The sequence below is a fragment of the Providencia hangzhouensis genome (assembly GCF_029193595.2).
In the GTDB taxonomy this organism is placed as follows: Bacteria; Pseudomonadota; Gammaproteobacteria; order Enterobacterales; family Enterobacteriaceae; genus Providencia; species Providencia hangzhouensis.
The window spans coordinates 2762105-2783310 of record NZ_CP135052.1 but is presented as its reverse complement, the minus strand read 5'-3'; the positions used below and the strand labels follow the sequence as shown (position 1 = coordinate 2783310).

The 21206-nt window shown below is 40.5% G+C and carries 19 protein-coding genes and 1 other annotated feature; of the genes, 14 read left to right on the top strand and 5 right to left on the bottom strand.

The genetic code is table 11. The features are described 5' to 3' along the window. The first annotated feature begins 2 nt into the window (after nucleotides 1-2). Together PZ638_RS12560 and PZ638_RS12555 are read left to right on the top strand one after the other, a co-directional pair. Nucleotides 3-6311: an AAA domain-containing protein gene (locus PZ638_RS12560; protein ID WP_275612119.1), complete on the top strand. Its 6309-nt coding sequence runs from the start codon at nucleotides 3-5 to the stop codon at nucleotides 6309-6311. Beyond that, nucleotides 6308-7660, top strand: coding sequence for an AAA family ATPase (locus PZ638_RS12555; RefSeq protein ID WP_164455734.1), 1353 nt, complete (start codon nucleotides 6308-6310; stop codon nucleotides 7658-7660). Before PZ638_RS12560 ends, PZ638_RS12555 begins: the two co-directional genes overlap by 4 nt. A 103-nt stretch (nucleotides 7661-7763) precedes the next feature. Here the strand turns inward: PZ638_RS12555 and PZ638_RS12550 are convergent, their stop codons facing one another. Genes PZ638_RS12550 through PZ638_RS12535 form a run of 4 tightly spaced genes read right to left on the bottom strand, consistent with a single transcriptional unit; the run spans nucleotide 7764 to nucleotide 11313 of the window. After that, a complete protein-coding gene (locus PZ638_RS12550) occupies nucleotides 7764-8630 on the bottom strand; it encodes a metal ABC transporter permease (RefSeq protein ID WP_004263651.1) in 867 nt (288 codons plus the stop codon). Next, nucleotides 8623-9513, bottom strand: a complete 891-nt coding sequence (locus tag PZ638_RS12545; RefSeq protein ID WP_112307444.1) for a metal ABC transporter permease — start codon at nucleotides 9511-9513, stop codon at nucleotides 8623-8625. The genes PZ638_RS12550 and PZ638_RS12545 overlap by 8 nt, the downstream gene beginning before the upstream one ends. Then, on the bottom strand, nucleotides 9510-10400 hold the full coding sequence (locus PZ638_RS12540) for a manganese/iron ABC transporter ATP-binding protein (RefSeq protein WP_004263653.1): 891 nt from the start codon (nucleotides 10398-10400) through the stop codon (nucleotides 9510-9512). Before PZ638_RS12540 ends, PZ638_RS12545 begins: the two co-directional genes overlap by 4 nt. A gap of 1 nt (nucleotide 10401) precedes the next feature. Then, nucleotides 10402-11313 (bottom strand): metal ABC transporter substrate-binding protein, encoded by a 912-nt coding sequence (locus tag PZ638_RS12535; RefSeq protein WP_144140122.1) that lies wholly within the window; start codon nucleotides 11311-11313, stop codon nucleotides 10402-10404. 310 nt (nucleotides 11314-11623) lie between these two features. Between PZ638_RS12535 and PZ638_RS12530 the strand changes: the two genes are divergently transcribed. Continuing rightward, nucleotides 11624-12250 (top strand): transglycosylase SLT domain-containing protein, encoded by a 627-nt coding sequence (locus PZ638_RS12530; RefSeq protein ID WP_153673696.1) that lies wholly within the window; start codon nucleotides 11624-11626, stop codon nucleotides 12248-12250. Here the strand turns inward: PZ638_RS12530 and PZ638_RS12525 are convergent. After that, nucleotides 12244-12948 carry a MarC family NAAT transporter gene (locus PZ638_RS12525; RefSeq protein ID WP_004263665.1) on the bottom strand — a complete coding sequence of 235 codons (705 nt, stop codon included), beginning with the start codon at nucleotides 12946-12948 and terminating at the stop codon, nucleotides 12244-12246. The two genes, PZ638_RS12530 and PZ638_RS12525, sit on opposite strands and share 7 nt — an antisense overlap. A 466-nt stretch (nucleotides 12949-13414) precedes the next feature. Between PZ638_RS12525 and fos the strand changes: the two genes are divergently transcribed. From fos to pheS, 11 genes are all read left to right on the top strand, one after another. Beyond that, complete coding sequence (gene fos, locus PZ638_RS12520; protein ID WP_004263671.1) at nucleotides 13415-13828, top strand: fosfomycin resistance glutathione transferase; 414 nt, start codon at nucleotides 13415-13417, stop codon at nucleotides 13826-13828. A 103-nt stretch (nucleotides 13829-13931) separates the two neighbouring features. After that, the gene (locus tag PZ638_RS12515) at nucleotides 13932-14330 is read left to right on the top strand and encodes a hypothetical protein (RefSeq protein WP_094961745.1); all 399 of its coding nucleotides are present in this window, start codon (nucleotides 13932-13934) and stop codon (nucleotides 14328-14330) included. 103 nt (nucleotides 14331-14433) lie between these two features. Further along, a complete protein-coding gene (locus tag PZ638_RS12510; RefSeq protein WP_096863950.1) occupies nucleotides 14434-14883 on the top strand; it encodes a methyltransferase family protein in 450 nt (149 codons plus the stop codon). Between the two features lie 85 nt (nucleotides 14884-14968). Next, nucleotides 14969-15556, top strand: a complete 588-nt coding sequence (locus PZ638_RS12505; protein WP_110591604.1) for a hypothetical protein — start codon at nucleotides 14969-14971, stop codon at nucleotides 15554-15556. 257 nt (nucleotides 15557-15813) lie between these two features. Beyond that, on the top strand, nucleotides 15814-17742 hold the full coding sequence (thrS, locus tag PZ638_RS12500) for a threonine--tRNA ligase (protein ID WP_004910357.1): 1929 nt from the start codon (nucleotides 15814-15816) through the stop codon (nucleotides 17740-17742). A gap of 3 nt (nucleotides 17743-17745) precedes the next feature. After that, nucleotides 17746-18285, top strand: coding sequence for a translation initiation factor IF-3 (infC, locus tag PZ638_RS12495; RefSeq protein ID WP_071524538.1), 540 nt, complete (start codon nucleotides 17746-17748; stop codon nucleotides 18283-18285). A 345-nt stretch (nucleotides 18286-18630) separates the two neighbouring features. Further along, the gene (gene infC, locus PZ638_RS12490; protein ID WP_071524539.1) at nucleotides 18631-19170 is read left to right on the top strand and encodes a translation initiation factor IF-3; all 540 of its coding nucleotides are present in this window, start codon (nucleotides 18631-18633) and stop codon (nucleotides 19168-19170) included. Between the two features lie 95 nt (nucleotides 19171-19265). Further along, the gene (gene rpmI, locus PZ638_RS12485; RefSeq protein ID WP_004263702.1) at nucleotides 19266-19463 is read left to right on the top strand and encodes a 50S ribosomal protein L35; all 198 of its coding nucleotides are present in this window, start codon (nucleotides 19266-19268) and stop codon (nucleotides 19461-19463) included. 46 nt (nucleotides 19464-19509) lie between these two features. Next, on the top strand, nucleotides 19510-19866 hold the full coding sequence (gene rplT, locus PZ638_RS12480) for a 50S ribosomal protein L20 (protein ID WP_004263714.1): 357 nt from the start codon (nucleotides 19510-19512) through the stop codon (nucleotides 19864-19866). 89 nt (nucleotides 19867-19955) lie between these two features. Continuing rightward, nucleotides 19956-20085: a sequence feature (Phe leader region), on the top strand. Next, on the top strand, nucleotides 19962-20006 hold the full coding sequence (gene pheM, locus PZ638_RS21230; protein WP_136134757.1) for a pheST operon leader peptide PheM: 45 nt from the start codon (nucleotides 19962-19964) through the stop codon (nucleotides 20004-20006). Its footprint overlaps the feature before it by 45 nt. A gap of 123 nt (nucleotides 20086-20208) precedes the next feature. Next, the gene (gene pheS, locus PZ638_RS12475) at nucleotides 20209-21192 is read left to right on the top strand and encodes a phenylalanine--tRNA ligase subunit alpha (RefSeq protein WP_004263717.1); all 984 of its coding nucleotides are present in this window, start codon (nucleotides 20209-20211) and stop codon (nucleotides 21190-21192) included. Nucleotides 21193-21206 lie beyond the last annotated feature (14 nt).

Genomic DNA, 21206 nt, shown 5'->3' with positions numbered 1-21206 from the left:
GGATGACCATGATACGTTTTTGCCCACATTGCCAAACAGAGCGACCGTTAACTGAAATTTTTTGTGCTGGGCAAATTAAAACACCACAAGGAGATAATCAGTTTTGTGGCTGGGATTTAACCCTTGAAGATATTCATGAAACGGGTTGGCGCCCCATTGATGAGCACAATACCTCGATGGAGAGCCCAAAACTCAGTATTGATGAGAATAATCAAAATAACCAAATTATTGAACAAAGAGTTTGTGTGAATGGGCATTCCATGGATGAGGGGGATTTTATCTGCCTTGAGTGTGGGGCGGATGCAGCTCTTGAACTAAGCAATATTGAGGAGCAATCTCAACGACTGATTGGCAATTGGCGGCTTGAACGACGTATTAACCAAAACGATAGCCCACGTGAACGTTATTTAGTCACACATATTGAAAACGACAAAAATGGTGTGCTTACCTTATATCAAAAAGGTGAAGAACCTGACCCTACGATTTATCAAGTACTTCAATTGATCCCAACAGACCATGTGCCTGAGTTTTATGAAACGGGACGCTGGGAAAACCGCGCTTGGCATGTGACTGAATTATTGGAAGGTGGCTCACTGAGCCAATTTGTTCAGCAAGGGGAATTTTGGCAGTTACATGAAATTCCCAAATTGGTTGAAGAAATGGGGCAAGCGATAGCGGCATTTACTGAGCATGGCTTACGTCATCGCAATCTATGTCCCGCTAATTTATTGATCCGCAGCCGCGAGCCTTTAGATATTGTGGTAATTGAATATGGCTCTGCGAGTTTGTCTGAATTTGACCTTGATATCGTAACACCCTTAGATATTTCCCGTTATAGCGCACCAGAAACCTTAGCAGGCGGTGTGAGCGCCGCATCAGACTGGTGGAGTCTTGGGGTTATTTTATTAGAACAACTGACCCAAGGGCAGTGTTTTGCTCAAGTTCATGATAATGCGTTCTTAATCCAAGTCATGACTAATGGCGTTGATTTTCCTGATGATTTAGACCCCAACTTACAACTATTATTGCGCGGGTTATTGTGCCGGGATCGTTTTTTACGTTGGCAATGGCCGCAGGTGTCAGCATGGCTAGAGGGGAAAGCGGTCCAAGCACCGAAAAGTGCGATAGCAGGCTCGCCAACTCAATACCATCAAGTCCAGTTTGCCGGTCAGCAATTTTCTCAGCCAGATACTTTTGCCATGGTTGCTGGTGAACAAGCTCATTGGGATGGTGCAGTCCAATTTTTGCTACGCGGGGAATTAACGTCGTGGTTAGCAAAGTTTGATAATAGTCAGGAACAACTCAAACAACTTCAGGCTTTTTTAGATAGCCCAAAAACGCTAGATGGAGCCTTACAAAGTGAAATTAATCAAGATATTAAACTCACTTTAGCTTTAAAAATCCTAAACCCGAATATGCCATTTATTTACCGTGGTGAAATCATCACACCAGCTTGGTTATTAGAACAGCCTATTCTTGCTTACGCACTAATTAGTGAGCCATTAACTCAACATATTCAGAATATCGACCCACAACATTGGTTAGTGCAGCTCTACCACCGCCAATGTTTAGTACGCCAACGTGCTGAACAGTTGAATATATTACTCAATGAAGAAAGCTTGAAACTGTATTTGTTAATCACGTCAATAAGCCAGCTCGCTGCGCGTTGGGAATTACTGCATAGCCAATTTCCTGACTCACATAATGAAAGCCTACAAGCCTTATTAGATAGACAAAATCTGCAAGAAATTGATTATATTTTATTGCTAAGTGCCGATATTGGGCAATTTGTTTCACTGACTGCATTAGTCGAGCAATCTTTTGAATTAGCAAAACACAATGATATCCACAATTTTGATAGCGAAATAGCCAAAAACCAACTTTTGTTACCAAGAGGGGAACTATACCAGCTCATTAACCACCGAGTCAGTGATTTCAAACGTATAGGGATCCCTGAATTAGATGGTTGGGTTGATGACTTTTTATTAATGCGTCGCTTGCCGTTAGTCAAAATCCTCGTATTGCTGGCTATTCCATTCGAACACTGGCAAGTACCCGAATCACAAAAATATGTTCTTGAAGTTCTAAGGTTTTTTACACAAAAGCTCACGTCAGTGACACAACGTGGAAACCTGGTACGTATGCGTTTAACGCAAAATACTGGGCGAGTCGATTTAATGGAATGCGATAGCCCCGTTCGCCCTGCAAGTGCATTACTTGAACATTTATTGAACCGCAAAAAAAGCACGGTTACCATTGATAGTGATTTGCTATTACAGCATAAAGGCGTCAATGGCCGATTACGGATCCTACAATCAGATACGCAGTTATATCAACGGGATACAGGTATTGATGGCATGTACCTTGGTTTCCCATTCTTATTATTGCACACACAGCCGAATCAAATTAAACCACGAATTGCACCTTTATTTTTATGGCCCGTTTCATTACGGACTTCTTTAGCTCAAAACAGCCCTATACAGCTTAGTTTTGATCATGAGAGGGCGGCAATACGCTTAAATCCAGCACTGGCAAGCTTTGCGGGGATACCTCCGGTGAGTGAGTGGCAAACAATATTAGATAATTTATTATCTAAAGCAGGTTTAACCATTGAAGATATGATGGAGACACTTACGTCTTTATTACCGATACAAAGTACAGAACTCGCGCCACTTCCGTCGATCACTACTTCAATTGCAGAGAATAGTGCACAAATCTGTTGTTCAGCGGTACTCTTCCATACCTCGTTTATTGGACAGGCGATGAGTAGCGATTTACAGCAAATTGCTGGGCTACCTATTTCCCAAACAGCCTTAGCGACAATGCTAAAAGTCTCACCGCTCAATAGCACGAGTGAAACACAGCCAGATAATTTACTTAATCAGTATGCATTGTCATTGGCAGACCCATCACAAGAACAAGTTGTTCAAGCTGTACAAGCTAACACGGGGCTGCTGATTGAGGGGCCGCCAGGGACAGGGAAAAGCCAAACCATCGTGAGTTTGATTGCAGATGCGATAGGGCGTCAGCAAACCGTTTTAGTGGTGTGTCAAAAACCTGCTGCACTAGAAGTAGTCTATAAGCGTTTGATTGCTAATGGATTAGGGGATAGAGCACTATATATCAGCCAAAGCCAAAAAGGCCGTGAGATTATTTTGGCGGTGAGAGAACAAATTGAGCAACTTTGGGGACAAGAAAAAAGCCAGCTCGTTGAGCTTGATTGGCAGGGAGAGAGAATTCATCTTGTAAATCGCGTTCAGCTATTTGAACAAAAAATAGATAGGTATTTTCACTCACTCAATAATATCGACGAAAAGTTTCAAGTTTCTTATAAACAAGTATTAAGCCAATTGATTGAACTTGAAAAGCTTCCTCATTTTGATATTGATGAACAGCACATTAAGCCTTTATTAGCGCAATTTGATAGCCATACGATTGAGCAACTAACGGATGATTTGAAGTCACATGCGTATACTTGGTGGCAATTGGATTATGAAAATAATGCACTAAAAGCCTTATCGCAGTTTACGGTGAATGACCCTCAATATTTATTGTTTAATCAATCTATTATGGGATTGATCGATACTGAAAAGCAACGTGATGAAGCTTATAAAACGCCATATCAGCAAATTACGTTGACTCAATTATCGACTCATGAGCAATGGTTATCACAGCATGAAGCACAATTTAACCAATTAACGGCTGAACAATGGCAGGATTTCTCCCGTTGGTTAACGCTATTTAGCAGTGAAACGGGAAATTTAGTTATTAACCAACTTGAGCTGTTGTATCAGCGTTTATTATCGATTAATGAAGAAAATATCGACCCGTTATTATTCCCTGTGTTTAGGGGGATTGATAATGACCATCTTGCCCAATTATCGCGAGCATTGATGGAAACAATGCAAAGGTCATGGTTACGTTTCTTGAACCCGTATTACTACCGTCGGCAAAACCAATTGCAGTCATTTATGGCGGCTAGTGGCTTAGCGCCTACGACTGAAAAACAGACGTCAGTGCTTAATACCATTGCCGTTGAACAACAATGGCGTTTACTTGAAAGGGAATTACAACCATTATATCAACAGCTTGGTCTTGAGCTTCAGCCAAACCACCTGTGGCGTAGCACATTGCAACCGTTGGTCATGCAATTAAAACGAGTGGCAGATATGGCTGAGCTTCTCGCTCAGTACCCTGAGCCTTTGCATTTTATAGACGCGATTACTCAGCAACAAAAAGCCGGGTTTATCCATCAATGTCATGAAGTCAGGGCGGCAATAGCTAAGTTACGTGCAAAAACGGAAAGCTTAAACCAATTAAGTCGGCTAGATAGCGTATTTTCATCAGAAACCGTTGAACGGTTTAAGATGGCCATCGTAAACGGTGAGTCAAATACGACTGAACTGGTGCTGATAGCGCAACAGAAAGAAAATTTACAGCGTTACCAATCGTTTCGGGAAGAAACACAACATTTTACCGAGCAGCATTGGGGGATCTTAACGCTATTAAAACCGGCTATTGGACAACTTATCGCAACTGAAGGGGGCACAACGCAATGGAGAGATCAATTAATTCAAACAATTAACTATTATTTCTGTCTGTTTACTAAAGCTCAATTGCAGGCAACATTGCCTGCATTAAGTACTAATCACGGCCAGCTGATGTCAGACCTAGCTGAACTAGAAAATGCTCAAAAACAATTACAACAATTCAATAAATTGGCATTGACGACCAATATAGATATCAAAACGTTAGGGAACCGCCGAGAATGGGAAGAAATTACTCGTTTAGCAGGGCCAAGAGCGCGACGTTTAAGGGAATTTATACAAGAAGGTCGAGATATTGGGTTAATGCAACTACGGCCGGTTTGGTTGATGACACCCGATGTAGCGAGCCAGGTGCTCCCTCTTGAAGGTGCCATGTTTGACAGTGTGATTTATGATGAAGCTTCACAGATGCCGATTGAATTTGCCTTATCGACTTTATTTAGAGCCAAACAGGCCATTGTTAGTGGCGATGAAAAGCAAATGCCACCTTCAAAATTTTTCACAGGCAAGCAAATTGAAGACGATATTGATGAAGAAGACGATGACCAACAAGAATTGGCAGGAGAGCAATGGGATTACCGGCAAATTAGTGATTGCCCGGATTTATTACATTTAGCACGTACAGTGTTGCCTATTCATACATTGGATATTCATTACCGTTCTGCTTATCGAGAGCTGATTAATTTCTCCAATTTTGCTTTCTACGAAAATAGGCTTAATATTCCAGCGCAGTTTTCTTCTAAAATGGTCAGCAAAATTAAGCCATTACAGCTTATTCAAGTCAATGGTACATATGTTAACCAAAGCAATGAAGCTGAAGCAGTCGCTATCGTGGATCATTTAGCTTCAATGTGGCAACGGCCTTTCGAACAACGACCCTCTGTGGGGGTAGTCACGTTTAACCAAAAGCAAGCAACATTAATTAATCAAATAATTCAATTACGTGCAGCACAGGATGAAGATTTTCTTCAGGCGTATACGCAGGAAAACCAACGCACTCACAATGACGAAGATATGTCATTTTTTGTGAAAAATGTGGAAAATGTGCAAGGTGATGAACGCGATGTGATTTTATTTTCTACCACATTTGGTCGCAATGCGCAGGGGACATTCAGGCGTAACTTCGGGGTATTAGGGCAAACTGGTGGTGAACGGCGTTTAAATGTCGCCATCACTCGTGCTCGTCAGCAAGTCGTAATAATGTCATCAATGCCAATAGATGAAATTTCTGATTTACTAGCCACTTACCGCAAACCGGAAATTCCAAGAGATTATTTACAAGGTTATCTGGCTTATGCGTTAAATGCGTGTAACCCATTAATGCAAAAAGAAAATAAAAAATTACTTAGTCGCATGTGTCATACACAGTCAGCGGTTGATAACGAAACGCTCCCGCAAAATGCGTTTGTCGATTCGGTAATGAGTTTTATTCGACAAAGTGGCTGGCAGGTGACCACCGCAAGCCAAAATGGGGTATTCCATTTTGATGGCATTGTTGAGGACCGAACCAGTGGCCGTTTGCTCATCGGTATTGAATGCGACATACCATCACACCCACTATTAAAAACAGCGCGTTCTAGGGAGCTATGGCGCAGTGCTGTTCTGGCACGAGTGATACCAGCACGCTACCGGGTTTCTATTATCGAATGGTATCAAAATCGTGATTTGGCACAGCAACAACTGCATGATGCCATTTCTCAGGCTTTATTAACCTCATCCCTCTCTCAAATAGAGAGCCAAAATCCGCAAGAAGGTGCGTTATGAGTTCATCGGTTCATCGTATAACTGTTAGGGAAATGAATGAAATTCAGTGTCGGCGTCAGCTTGCGGTAGTTAAACGTCGATTTAAACAGTGGAATGCATTGGCAAACCGCAGCCAATATCATCAGCCGCGTATTGCACAAATCAAACAAGCATACCAGCAGTTAATGGAAAATGAGGCACAGGTTGCCACATTGTCAGCACGCAATTTAAGTTTATTAAATAACCAATTGGTTGAGTTTACTGGGACACTGAATAACGAAGTACAGGAAGTTCGTGAGCAACAACTTGAAAAACAAGCGTTATTAGCCCGAACAAAAAAGTACAGAGAACATAATTTGGCTGAATTAATCGCACTGGTACATGAAAAACTGCCAAATGAGACCGAACTTCTTACGCAATTAATTTCGGCTAGTGAACTGGATGAAAACCAATCTAATAAATTAATTTTTAAAGTATTAGCTTTATTGAGTTCACAATCAACTTCACTAACACCATCGGCAGCGGCATTATTGAGCCAGCTAAAAGCACAATCTGAAGGCGTGAAGCAATTTTGGCAATCAGGTTTACCTCAAACGCCGTTTGCCAAGCAACGTGAACAGCTACTATTGATGATTGAAAAACTGAAATTAATCGCTTCTTCTGATGAAGCTCAGCGTGCGGAACAACAACTGGTTGAGCTTCAAGAATTTAAAGAAGGCACACAGCGCCATTTACGTGCCGATTCATTGATCATGACATTAGCAGGGCAATTGAAGTTAAGTCAGCAACGAATTGAACTTATCGATAAAATTGAACAACTTTGTGATGAATTGGCTATTTTTGCGAGTAATGAAAATGAAGCCATGATTTCGAATGCGTTAGCGAGTATACAATCAAGCTCGATAGAAGTGTTAACTGCATGGATAGGTAAGCTGAATAATGCCGTAAATACTGCAGAACAACAGGTTGTTGCCACTGCACAAAGGAAAACGGTATTAGAAGGGTTAGGAAAACTCGGTTATCAAGTTCAAGATACTGATGTTAAAGCATGGCTGGATGATGGCAAAGTGGTCGTCACACATCCTGCCACGCCGGGGTATGGACTAGAATTAGGTGGAAAACAAGCTCGTTTTCAAGCGCGTACAGTGGCTTTTTCTGCAGAGCGGGATAATTCTCGAGACCAGGATGTTGATGCAATTTGGTGTAATCAGCACCAACAATTACAAGATATTATTGCTCAGACGGATGCGGAACTTGTTGTTGAGCAGGCGTTACCAGCGGGAAGAGGGGAAATGAAGGTGTATGAAACTCAATCTAAAGATCAACGTCATAATATTGCTGTAAACCACCTCAAAACACGCAGTAAATAGGTATCACTAAAGAAGATTTAGTCACATATTAGGGCATTATTTAAAATAAAAAAGCTGAATTCGTTATGCGTGAATTCAGCTTTTTTGTTATATCTGCCATTTATTATGCGGTATGCATACTTTGTGGGTTAGTCTGATTTCTTTTACGTGCCAGTACTAGCTTGCTATAGAGCAGGGCTATTACAAAGTAAACCGCTTGCGTAACAACAATGGTTGGCCCAGTCGTCGCATTAATGTGAAAACTCAAGATGGTTCCAATAACACTTGATGTTACAGAAGCGATGATAGCGACGATGAGCATTTTGCCGAAGCTCCGGCATAGGACAAATGCAATAATTCCCGGGGAGATCAGCATGGCAATAACTAAAATGATCCCAACCGCTTGCAGTGAAGCGACAATGGTTAATGCAAGTAAAGACAGTAAACCATAATGTATCAGCTTGACGGGGAGGCCAATCACACGGGCTTGGTTTGGGTCAAAACAATAGAGCATAAAATCTTTACGTTTCAGTAAGATAATTGCAATAGTGACCCCTGCAAATAGCAATATTTGCTTAAACTCGCTATCCGTGATCCCTAAAATATCACCAAATAAAATATGTGTAAGGTGTTGTTCGGTATCTATTTTAGCAAACATAACCAAGCCGATAGCAAACATCCCAGAAAACACAATCCCCATGACGGTGTCTTCTTTTATCCGACTATTTTCTTTTAAATACCCTGTCGCGACAGCGCAGAATAAGCCAGATGCGAAGGCCCCTATCGCCAATGGGATACCGAGTAAAGAAGCAATAATGATCCCCGGCAGAACGGCATGGGAAATTGCATCACCCATCAATGACCAACCTTTCAATACTAAAAAGCAAGAAAGGATAGCGCATACGGTCCCACTAACAATGGCGGTAATCAATGCTTTTTGCATAAAAGGAAAAGCAAACGGAGCCATCAGTAAGTCAATGAAATCACTCATGAGAAGCTCCTTGTCGGTGTGACTGATGCAGCCGAGCTACTTCCTTTTTTGCATTACGTTTTGAGGCAAAAATACCGTGCTTAGGTGCAAAGAAAAATGCCAACAGGAAAATAATAGTTTGTAGTGTAACAATTAACCCACCTGTAGCACCGTTGAGGAAATAACTGATATAAGCACCAACAGCACTGGTTACGGTGCCAATTGTGACTGAAATAATGAGTAAACGTTTAAACTGGTCGGTCAATAAATAGGCGGTTGCCCCTGGGGTGACGACCATTGCGATAACAAGGATTGCACCAACTGTTTGTAAGGCAGCAACAGTACAAGCACTTAATAATGTAAAGAAAATAATTTTTAGGCGTAATGGGTTCAAGCCAATTGAACGAGCGTGGCTTTCATCGAAAAAAACGGCTAATAAATCTTTCCATAAGCACAGCAGTACAATGAATGAAACGCCAATAATAATTTCTACTTGTAATACGTCAGAATCCGCAATACCTAAAATATTACCAAAAATAATACTTTGTACATTCACAGATGTTGGGTTCAATGAAACAATCAACAAACCTGCTGCGAAAAAAGTAGAGAAAATAAAGCCAATGACAGCATCTTCACGTAAACGAGTTAGATGCTTTATTAATGTCATGGCCAGTGCCGCGAGGATCCCAGTAAAAAAGGCCCCAGCCGCATAGGGCAAACCTAAAGCATAAGCACCAGCCACCCCAGGAACAACAGAGTGGGAGAGCGCATCTCCCATTAATGACCAGCCTTTCAACATCAAATACGCCGATAAAAACGCACAGACAGCACCAACAATGGCGCTGACCCAAATAGCTTTTATCATAAAATCATATTCAAAGGGCTGTAATAACATCTCAATCATTCGGAACCCTTAGCTTGGTTTTTTCGAACGGGCGCATTATGGTCATGACCATAGAATACAGCCGCTCTTTCATCATCGGTAATGACGGTGACAGAGCGAGGGTCATCATCGTCATGAAGCTCTTGACCTGACAGGTTAATATGACGCAATACACCGCCGAAAGCTTGCTGCAGGTTTCGTTGCGTAAATGTTGTTTCTGTAGGTCCACTCGCTAAAACAGTGCGATTGATTAAGATAACGTGGTCGCAAAACTCAGGCACACTACCCAAGTTATGAGTTGAAACGAGGATTAGATGGCCTTCGTCACGCAAACTACGCAGCAGGTCAATAATGGCATTTTCAGTTTTAACATCAACCCCAGTAAAGGGTTCATCAAGGAGTAAAACTTTACCTTCTTGTGCGAGCGCTCGCGCTAAAAAAACCCGTTTTTTCTGACCACCTGAAAGCTCGCCTATTTGGCGATGTTCAAGCCCTGCAAGGTCAACCCGTTCTAATGCCATTTTGACCGCATCTTTATCGGCTTGTTTAGGGATGCGGAAAAAACCCATTTTGCCGTAACGGCCCATCATCACGACATCAGAAACGAGAACGGGGAAATTCCAGTCAACTTCTTCTGTTTGTGGGACGTATGCAATCACATTTTCTTTAAGCGCGGTTTTTATCGGCTGATCATTTAATGTCACACTGCCAGAAGATGGGGTGACAAGCCCCATAATGGTTTTAAATAACGTTGACTTGCCACTACCATTTACGCCAACTAAGGCACAAATAGAGCCACCTGAGATAGTAAAGCTTGCGTCATAGATAGCGGTGTGACCGTTATTATATGTCACAGTCGCATCATCGACGATAAGATTCGGGTGTTCGAATTGACTTGAGTGATTCATATTACTGTGAAAATCCTTTCGCTATCGTGTCTACAGTCGTATTTAAAAGGTCTATATATGTTGGTACTGGGCCATCGGCAGTTGATAATGAGTCAACATATAACACGCCACCGTATTTTGCCCCGGTTTCTTTACTGACTTGGCGAGCAGGTTTATCAGAAATTGTACTTTCACTAAATACCACAGGGATTTTGTATTTACGGACAGTATCAATCACTTTTTTCACTTGTTGAGGAGAGCCTTGCTCTTCTGCATTGATTGGCCACAAGTACACTTCTTTAAAGCCGTAATCTTTTGTTAAATAGCTAAATGCGCCTTCACTTGAGACTAACCAACGTTCATTTTCTGGAATGCGATTTAAACGTTCACGTAAAGGGGCATCAAGTTCAGCAATTTGCTGCGCATATTTTTTAGCATTGGCATTATATGTTTCTGCATTTTCAGGATCATATTTGACCAGAGCTTGACGAATATTTTCAATATAAATTTTAGCATTGGCAGGAGACATCCATGCATGTGGGTTTGGATTGTCTTTATATTCACCTTCACGGATTGGCATTGGCTCAATACCCTCAGTGACTACGACTGCAGGAACATTTTTGAAATTTTCAAAGAAACGTTGGAACCAAACTTCCAAATTCATCCCATTCCATAAGATTAAATCTGCATCATAGGCTTTCATAATATCTTTAGGAGTCGGTTGATAACCGTGAATTTCCGCACCAGGCTTCGTTATAGACTCGACAATTGCTGCATCTCCAGCTACATTTTGAGCGATATCTTGAATAATGGTAAAAGTGGTTACGACTTTAAACTTTTTAGCAAAAGCAGGTTGGCTAAAAAAGATGACTGCTACCAAAGCAAACATACTGGTTAGTAAAGGTGCAGATAATCGAGATACGTTCTTCTTCATAAAAGTTGACCCTGACATTATTGGTTTAGCGTTTTTTAACATACAGTTGTTAAGGTTTATAACAATTATATTTTATATCCTAATTGATAATGATTATCAATATCAATTGTGAAAAATAAATACAAACAGTGTGGAATAGCATTATTCGTCATTATAGGCTTCTAAGTCCCATGGCTATTTGTATGACTAAAACACGTCCTGAAGTAAAAGTTAAGTAAAAATTATTTTATTTTTCTTAGGATTAGTTATTCTGCCATCGGCTTCCATCGTAGAGGATTCGACAGTGAGAAAAATAATTGGCGGTACTTTTATGCTACTGCTACTAGCAGGTTGTTCAAGCGAGCCAGATAGGCCTGTAACAAAACAGCGAATGTTAGAGCCTACAGGGCCAATAGCCACACAAAATACGACATTTCCAAGAACGCCTTTTGATGAATTTATTCGTGATTCTGCGGTTCGTTATAGTGTTGATGAAGCTTTAATTAGGGCTATTATTGAGGTCGAATCCAATTTTAGGCCTGAAGTTGTCAGTAAATCCAACGCAATAGGTTTGATGCAGATTAAAGCTTCGACAGCGGGGCGTGACGCATACCGTTACCAAGGGAAGCCAGGGGAGCCGAGTACTCGTGACCTAAAAGATCCACAAAAAAATATTGATATTGGCACAGCCTATATTCGTATTTTAAGGGAACAGCACCTTGCTGGAATAAGCCACCCTCAGACGTTATATTATGCAACTGTTGTCGCTTATGTGAACGGGGCTGGAGCGTTATTAAGAACATTTGATAATGATAAGGGTAGGGCGATTGCAATGATTAACAGCTTATCGCCGGAAGAATTTTATCAACATGTACAAACAAAACATCCTGCACCGCAAGCCCCACGCTATTTGTGGAAAGTTAAAAATGCTTACAATGCATTAGCTATGTCTTATTGATATTCACGCATTAAGTGTGGGAGTTGCGCGACAATTTCAACAATTCCGTTGATTACAAATTGCACTCCCATACAGATTAATAAAAATCCCATCACCCGTGCGATTGCATCAATACCGCTATTTCCTAGCCACCTCATAATAGAAGTTGCGCCTCTTAAACCAATCCAAACGATGAGACTTGCAATAAAAAAGGTAATTACGGGGGCGACTTTTAAAACCCATGGGGCAAAACTAACATTACCTTGTAATGATGCAGTGGAGCTGATGATCATAGCAATAGTACCAGGGCCTGCGGTACTTGGCATAGCAAGAGGAACAAAGGCAATGCTAGGTGATTCTTGGCGTTTTTTAGGGACATTTGGATCATCAAGGGCATTGGCGGTTGGGTCTTCCCCAACATCACTGCTAGGAAACAGCATGCCAAATCCAATAAATGCCACAATTAGCCCGCCTGCAATTCGCAGTCCTGGTATTGATATTCCAAATGTGTTCATGACTAATTGGCCTGCATAAAAAGCGATTGTCATGATTGCGAATACATAAATAGAAGCCAATAACGATTGATGGTCACGCTGCTCTTTTGTCATATTAGCAGAGATGCTTAACATGACTGCAATTGCAGTTAAAGGGTTGGCGAGAGGAAGTAACAGTACCAGACCAATACCAACGGCTTGAAATAGCTCAAGAAAATTTGTCATGGAAGTTAGATTCAAGCTCCTGATTAATGTGAATAAAATACCTTATCTCAAATGATAGCAAAATTTCTTATAGATCTGTAGGTTAGCATTTATATCTAGTGAGATATTTTATGGTAGGAGGTGGTTAGCATACTGATGAGTAAGAGTTAATATTAACTATCATTTATTAGTTTGTAGATAATAAGAGTTGTTCACATTAATTGTGGATAACAATGGCTTTCATCTGTGAATAACTTATTTTATTTGTTAAATAACAGCAAGATGAGTGATTGTGGTAAAAGTATTCAATTTTTAAAGGCAAAAAAAAACCTTTTTATGGGGGATAAAAAGGTTAAGGGCATTTCGTAACAGGTTGTCTTTAAGTTGATATGGGATACAGTATATCTGCTGCAATGTTATTTACTGATAATTTATGTAAATTCATTAAAAGAATTCACTGTGACAGACAAGTAAAGGGTAAAAAAATATGTTAAACGGAATCAACCATTTAACTTTAGCTGTAACTGATTTAGAAAAAAGTATTGGTTTTTATCAATCACTACTTGGTATGAAGTTACATGCGAGTTGGAAAAAGGGCGCCTATATTTCCTGTGGCGATTTATGGTTATGTTTATCATTAGATATAACTCGCCAATTTTCGTCCCCAGAAAAAACGGATTACACACACTATGCCTTTAACGTTGATGCGAAAGACTTTCTTATCGTTGTTGATAGGCTAATGCAAGCAAATGTCATTGTCTGGAAAGAAAATAAAAGTGAAGGAGATTCTTTTTACTTTCTTGATCCAGATGGCCACAAATTAGAATTGCATGTAGGCGGCTTATTACAGCGCTTAAAGAGCTGCCAAGAAAAACCGTATGAAGAAATGAAATTTTATTAAAAAGAGTTATGGATTTCTTTACAAAGGATTTTTAGTTTTAAAAATAGCTTTACGCAGAGTTGGTTATCCTATTTTCAGTTAATTTTGAGTAATAGGAAAAAGAATGAAAAAACTTATAGCGACATTAGCCGGGGCGTCGATGCTATTAGTTTTGGCTGCCGCCATGTTACTAATCGTTTTTCCTCAGCAGTGGAAGCAAAGCATTTATCCGAATATATCCCAAGTCTTACCAACATCCCTCAGTGCTATTTTACCGCAGAGTTTAGCCAGTAATGATATTTGTAATAGTCTAGAGGATAACCTGCAAAGTTTTACTGATTATCTTAAAGTGAATCAGGACATTGTTGATGTAAAGGGAATGAATAGTTTAGATGAACAACTTGCCAATATTCAAACCAGAATTGATTCTATGCCCAGTGATGTACGAAATTTAGTTTGCCAGCAAGAATATAGTAAATTAGAAGGTTTAAAGAGTGTGTTTTCCTTAACTCCCAATAACTAATTATTTTTGTAGTTAATATCACTCCTCTATATGTTCCTCCACTCAAATTTATATATTCATTTATGGTATGCTAATAGCATCATTTTGGCTTACAGGTAACGCAATGAATATATTTAAATTGCCATTATTGAATTGGTTAGTCGCTAATGGGGTCGCTGTATATTTTCTTTCCAAGCAAGGTCTTTTAGACTGGACGTTTTCTGGTTGGATGGGAATTTTAGGTATATTAATTGCACTGGAGAGTGTGAGTTGGGTCGCGACAAGCCTTTACTACTTTTATAAACATAAAACATCACCAAATCCTACGGTTAAGGCAACGCATTTAGTGACTAACGGGCCTTACCGATTTTCACGTAATCCAATGTATTTAGCTTTTACATCAATGAGCTTGGCTTTAGCTTTCTTTTCACATTCTCCTTATTTTTTGGTCGCAGGGTTAGTATTTTGGCTGATTACTGATTTATACACGATCCCACAGGAAGAACGTTTTTTATCTGCATCATTTAAGAATGAGTGGGAAAAATATAGCAAACAAACGAGACGTTGGTTATAGATTGGTGGAAATGAGACGCTTTATCATTTAATCTGTTTTGTACACTTCAAATTTAGAATTTACGCAAAACATATTTAGGATAATCATGAACTATCAGGTGGCGCCATTTTGGATATATTCCAGTAAACTCGCATGTTTTATAATGTTCAGCGTATTTTTTGCTTTTTTTTCGGTAAGTGGTTTTATACTTTATTTATTTACCATCGGGGTTGTTTGGGCTGTCGTAGTCTCATTTAAAATTCATGGAATGAAGGAAAAAGGAATAGTCTTAAAAAATAGCGATACATCTGATTGGATGGTATATGTGAATGGTATTCCAGTCCAAGAAAGAAGACAAACTCTCTCCAATCCCTGTTTTGCAACGATACAGCATGCGAAGTCATTCTTTAGTATTGCCTTTATTATTCGGGCGTTAATTCAAATTATCTTTTGTATTTATTTACTTTGGCAAATAGAGAAATTAGATAATACTTATGTACTATTACTCTCGTTAATAGCCACTTTCTACATCATTTACTCTTTATGGAAATCAATTCAATCGGTTATTATTCTTCAACAAAATAAGATAATCAGTGAAGAGTTAATCGCACCTAGTGGATCCCATTGGTATCGCGTTTTTTTTGAGCAAAAAGAGAAACTATTTCCTGCATTAGATAACTTATTTGCCATTTAATCGGGAAGGTATTGATTTTTCATATGAAGAAGAACAATTAGCGGCATTACGCTATCACCATAAAATAGGTCTGTGTTATCATTAGTAGTTGAGTTACTCACGATGTAACGAAATAGGGCACTTAAATTGCCCATATTTGTGTACATGTCTTGCATTGTGAAGTGAGAAATCGTTAGTAACGTATTGATTTATAAACTTTGGAATAATCAAGCAAGTGATCTTTCGTGTGGGTCACCACTGCTGATAAGGATTTTTTAATGCCTGTTATTACTCTTCCTGATGGAAGTCAGCGTCAGTTTGACCACCCCGTTTCTGTGATGGATGTTGCTCGTGACATCGGCGCAGGTTTAGCTAAAGCCTGTATTGCAGGACGAATTAATGGCGAACGTGTCGATGCATGTGAAATAATTGAACATGATGCAAACGTATCCATTATTACGAGTAAAGATGAAGACGGACTCGAAATTATTCGTCACTCTTGTGCTCACCTGTTAGGTCATGCAATTAAACAACTATGGCCAAACACGAAAATGGCGATTGGCCCTACTATCGATAATGGTTTTTACTATGATGTCGATTTAGACCATATGCTGACGCAGGAAGACTTGGAAAAGCTTGAAAAGCGTATGCTTGAGCTTGCCAAAACAGATTATGATGTGGTGAAAAAACGCGTTTCTTGGAGCGAAGCTCGTGAAACTTTCGTTGCCCGTGGCGAAGACTATAAAGTTGAAATTTTAGATCAAAATATTAGCCAAGATGACCGCCCTGGTTTATATCATCACGAAGAATATGTTGATATGTGTCGTGGTCCACACGTACCGAATATGCGTTTTTGCCACCATTTTAAATTACAGAAAGTGGCTGGCGCATACTGGCGTGGTAACAGCGATAACAAAATGCTGCAACGTATTTACGGCACCGCATGGGCCGATAAAAAACAATTAGCGGCCTATTTATTACGTTTAGAAGAAGCAGCTAAGCGTGACCACCGTAAAATTGGTAAACAATTAGATTTATACCATATGCAAGAAGAAGCGCCGGGTATGGCATTCTGGCATAATGACGGTTGGACAATTTTCCGTGAGCTGGAAACCTTTGTACGCACTAAACTGAAAGCTTATAACTATCAAGAAGTTAAAGGCCCATTCATGATGGATCGCGTGCTGTGGGAAAAAACAGGTCACTGGGATAACTATAAAGACGCGATGTTTACGACTTCTTCTGAAAACCGTGAATATTGTGTGAAACCAATGAACTGCCCAGGTCACGTACAGATTTTCAACCAAGGTTTGAAATCATACCGTGACTTACCATTGCGTATGGCAGAGTTTGGTAGCTGTCACCGTAATGAGCCGTCAGGTGCACTGCACGGCTTAATGCGTGTGCGTGGCTTTACTCAAGATGATGCACATATCTTCTGTACTGAAGAGCAAATCTTAAGCGAAGTAACTAGCTGTATTGAAATGATTTATGATGTTTACGCAACTTTCGGTTTCGAAAAGATTGTCGTAAAACTATCAACCCGTCCTGAAAAACGTATCGGTACTGACGAGATGTGGGATAGGGCGGAAGAAGACTTAGCGAATGCACTGAAATCAAAAGGTATTGAGTTTGAATACCAACCAGGTGAAGGCGCATTTTATGGTCCGAAAATCGAGTTTACACTGTACGACTGCCTTGACCGTGCATGGCAATGTGGTACTGTCCAGTTAGACTTCTTCTTACCGGGCCGTTTAACAGCTTCCTATGTAGGTGAAAATAACGAACGTATCGTTCCTGTTATGATCCACCGTGCAGTGTTAGGTTCACTAGAACGCTTCATTGGTATCTTAACAGAAGAGTATGCAGGCTTTTTCCCAACATGGTTAGCACCACAGCAAGTGGTTGTAATGAACATTACTGATAGCCAAGCAGATTATGTTCAAGAATTAGTAAGCAAGCTGCAAAGTGTTGGCATTCGTGCGAAAGCGGACTTACGTAACGAGAAAATCGGCTTTAAGATCCGTGAACACACGCTGCGTCGTGTCCCTTACATGTTAGTATGTGGTGATAAAGAAGTTGAATCAGGTAAAGTTGCTGTACGTACCCGTCGTGGTAAAGACTTAGGCAGCCTTGATGTCAACGAATTCATGACAAAACTGCTTGAAGAGATCCGCAGTCGTCAACTCAATCAGATGGAGGAATAAGGTATTAAAGGCGGAAAAAAACTCCCAACGGCGCGCCCAAATCGTATTAACGATGAAATTCGCGCAACAGAAATCCGTGTCACTGGTTTAGACGGTGAGCAACTTGGTGTAATGAGTGTGCGTGAAGCCCTCTTTAAAGCAGAAGAAGCAGGTGTCGACTTAGTCGAAATCAGCCCAAATGCTGAGCCACCAGTTTGTCGTATCATGGACTACGGTAAATATCTTTATGAGAAAAGCAAATCTCAAAAAGAACAAAAGAAAAAACAAAAAGTTGTTCAAGTGAAGGAAATTAAATTCCGTCCGGGAACAGACGAAGGCGACTACCAAGTTAAACTACGTAGTTTAATTCGCTTTTTGGAAGATGGTGACAAAGCTAAGGTGACACTGCGTTTCCGTGGTCGCGAAATGGCTCACCAACAGATTGGCTTAGAAGTGCTTAACCGCATCAAAACCGATCTGGATGAACTGGCATCAGTAGAATCATTCCCATCAAGGATTGAAGGACGCCAGATGATCATGGTATTGGCACCAAAGAAAAAATAATTAAGCCAGTATGGTTATAGCGAAGTATTGCTAGAGTCTAGCAGCGCTCATTTGGGCGCTGCTTCTCTATTTTGTTTGTCTTATCTAATGAGTAAAAATAATTGCTTCAATGCTACAAATTTCCCTCAAAATCCAAGTTTTCAAACAGTTCAGTGTGATTTATTGCAAGATTTACTTGAGTAATCCGGCAAGAAGCATTAAAATCCGCGGTCGAATCACTTTGTCGGCGCATAGCGCATAAAGACAAACAAAGAATATCGTACACGCGTCAAGTAGTAACTATTGAGTGACGAGTGTATTTGCTTGAGAGAAGCAAATCTCTTTATCCAATTGGAGGAATGAAGTATTAAAGGCGGAAAAAGAATCCCAACAACACGTCCAAATCGTATCAATGATGAAATTCGTGTTCCAGAGGTCCGTTTAACGGGTTTAGACGGTGAACAGTTAGGCATCATGAGCGCACGCGAAGCGCTTGAAAAAGCTGAAGAAGCAGGTGTAGACCTAGTAGAAATCAGCCCAAATGCTGAACCGCCAGTTTGTCGTATCATGGATTACGGCAAATTCCTTTATGAGAAGAGCAAATCTCAAAAAGAGCAAAAAAAGAAACAAAAAGTTGTTCAGGTGAAGGAAATTAAATTCCGCCCTGGTACAGATGAAGGTGATTATCAGGTCAAACTACGCAACCTGACTCGCTTTCTGGAAGATGGTGATAAAGCTAAAGTTACACTGCGTTTTCGCGGTCGTGAAATGGCTCACCAGCAGATCGGTCTGGAAATGCTTAACCGCATCAAAGCTGACCTGGAAGAACTGGCATCCGTGGAGTCTTTCCCTTCAAGAATTGAAGGACGTCAGATGATCATGGTGCTGGCACCGAAGAAGAAATAATTAGGCCTGCAAGTAATACTCGTTTATAGCAATATAGATGTTATTCGCCTAATTAATTCGTAGTTAATCACAATGCGAAGTTGGAAATAAAAGAAATGCCAAAGATTAAAACTGTACGTGGCGCAGCAAAGCGCTTTAAAAAAACTGCAGGTGGTGGCTTTAAGCGTAAGCATGCAAACCTTCGTCACATCCTGACTAAAAAGTCAACTAAGCGTAAACGCCATTTACGTCCGAAAGGAATGGTATCTAAGGGCGATCTGGGTCTGGTAGTTGCTTGCCTGCCTTACGCATAAGTAAACAATTTAGTTAATATAAGATAAAGACGATAGGAGATAGCTTATGGCTCGCGCAAAACGTGGTGTAATCGCCCGTGCACGTCACAAAAAAATTCTGAAGCAAGCGAAAGGTTACTATGGTGCACGTTCACGTGTTTACCGCGTAGCATTTCAAGCGGTAATCAAAGCTGGTCAATACGCTTACCGTGACCGCCGTCAACGTAAACGTCAGTTCCGTCAACTGTGGATCGCACGTATCAACGCTGCGGCTCGTCAGAACGGTCTGTCTTACAGCCGCTTCATCAATGGCTTGAAAAAAGCTTCAATTGAAATCGACCGTAAGATCTTAGCAGACATCGCAGTTTTCGATAAAGCAGCATTCACTGCTTTAGTTGAAAAAGCGAAAGGCGCTTTAGCTTAATTGTTTGCTTGGAAAGAGGAGGGAAACTTCCTCTTTTCATTTATAGCTATTTGTGTTAATACTTTAGATACAGTTAGTTATTGAGAGTTTACTACATGCATTCTGTGATTTTTCGTTTCTTTTTTTACTTTAGCACCTGAGTTTCGGGGGCTTTTTCGCGTAAATAGAAAAAAGAAATGAAAAGTTACGCTAAAGCCTCCTTAGGGAGGCTTTTTCATTTCTAGTTTTAGATTAAGTACAGTAAAATCAGTTAAGTATTCATTCATTACCAAATAGAATGTGAAGCTTAATATATATAGTGAATAACTAGCAAAAAGACCAAGTGGTCATAAAGGGGAAACAATGCCACATCTCGCTGAGTTGGTTGCACAGGCAAAAGCAGCCATTGAACAGGCCCAAGATGTTGCTACGTTGGAATCAGTGCGTGTTGAATATTTAGGCAAGAGCGGCCATTTCACACTACAGATGAAAACGTTGCGTGATCTGCCTGCTGAGGAACGCCCAGCAGCAGGGGCTGTGATAAATGAAGCTAAAGTACAGGTTCAAGATGCACTGAACGCCCGTAAGGACGCGATGCAAGCTGAAATTCTTAATGCACGTCTAGTATCAGAAAAAATTGATGTGTCATTACCTGGGCGTCGTATGGAAAATGGTGGGTTACACCCAGTGACCCGTACAATTCAGCGAATTGAAGAGTTTTTTGGCGAATTAGGTTTCTCTGTTGAAACTGGTCCAGAAATCGAAGATGACTATCATAACTTTGATGCGTTAAATATACCTGCTCACCATCCCGCGCGTGCTGACCATGATACTTTTTGGTTTGATGCAAAACGCTTACTGCGTACGCAAACATCGGGTGTACAAATCCGTACAATGAATGGCCAACAACCACCGATTCGTATCATTGCTCCTGGTCGTGTATATCGTAATGATTACGACCAAACGCATACACCAATGTTCCATCAAACAGAAGGCCTGATTGTTGATAAAGATATCAGCTTTACCAATCTAAAAGGCACATTGCATGATTTCTTGAATAACTTCTTTGAAGAGGAAGTTCAAGTACGTTTCAGACCATCATATTTCCCATTCACCGAACCTTCAGCGGAAGTTGATGTTATGGGTAAAAATGGTAAATGGTTAGAAGTATTAGGCTGCGGAATGGTGCATCCAAATGTATTGCGCAATGTAGGTATTGACCCTGAAGTCTACTCTGGATTTGCCTTTGGTATGGGGATGGAGCGCTTAACAATGCTACGCTACGGTGTTTCTGACCTACGTGCATTCTTCGAAAATGATCTTCGTTTCCTCAAACAGTTTAAATAAGGCGGGGTTATCTC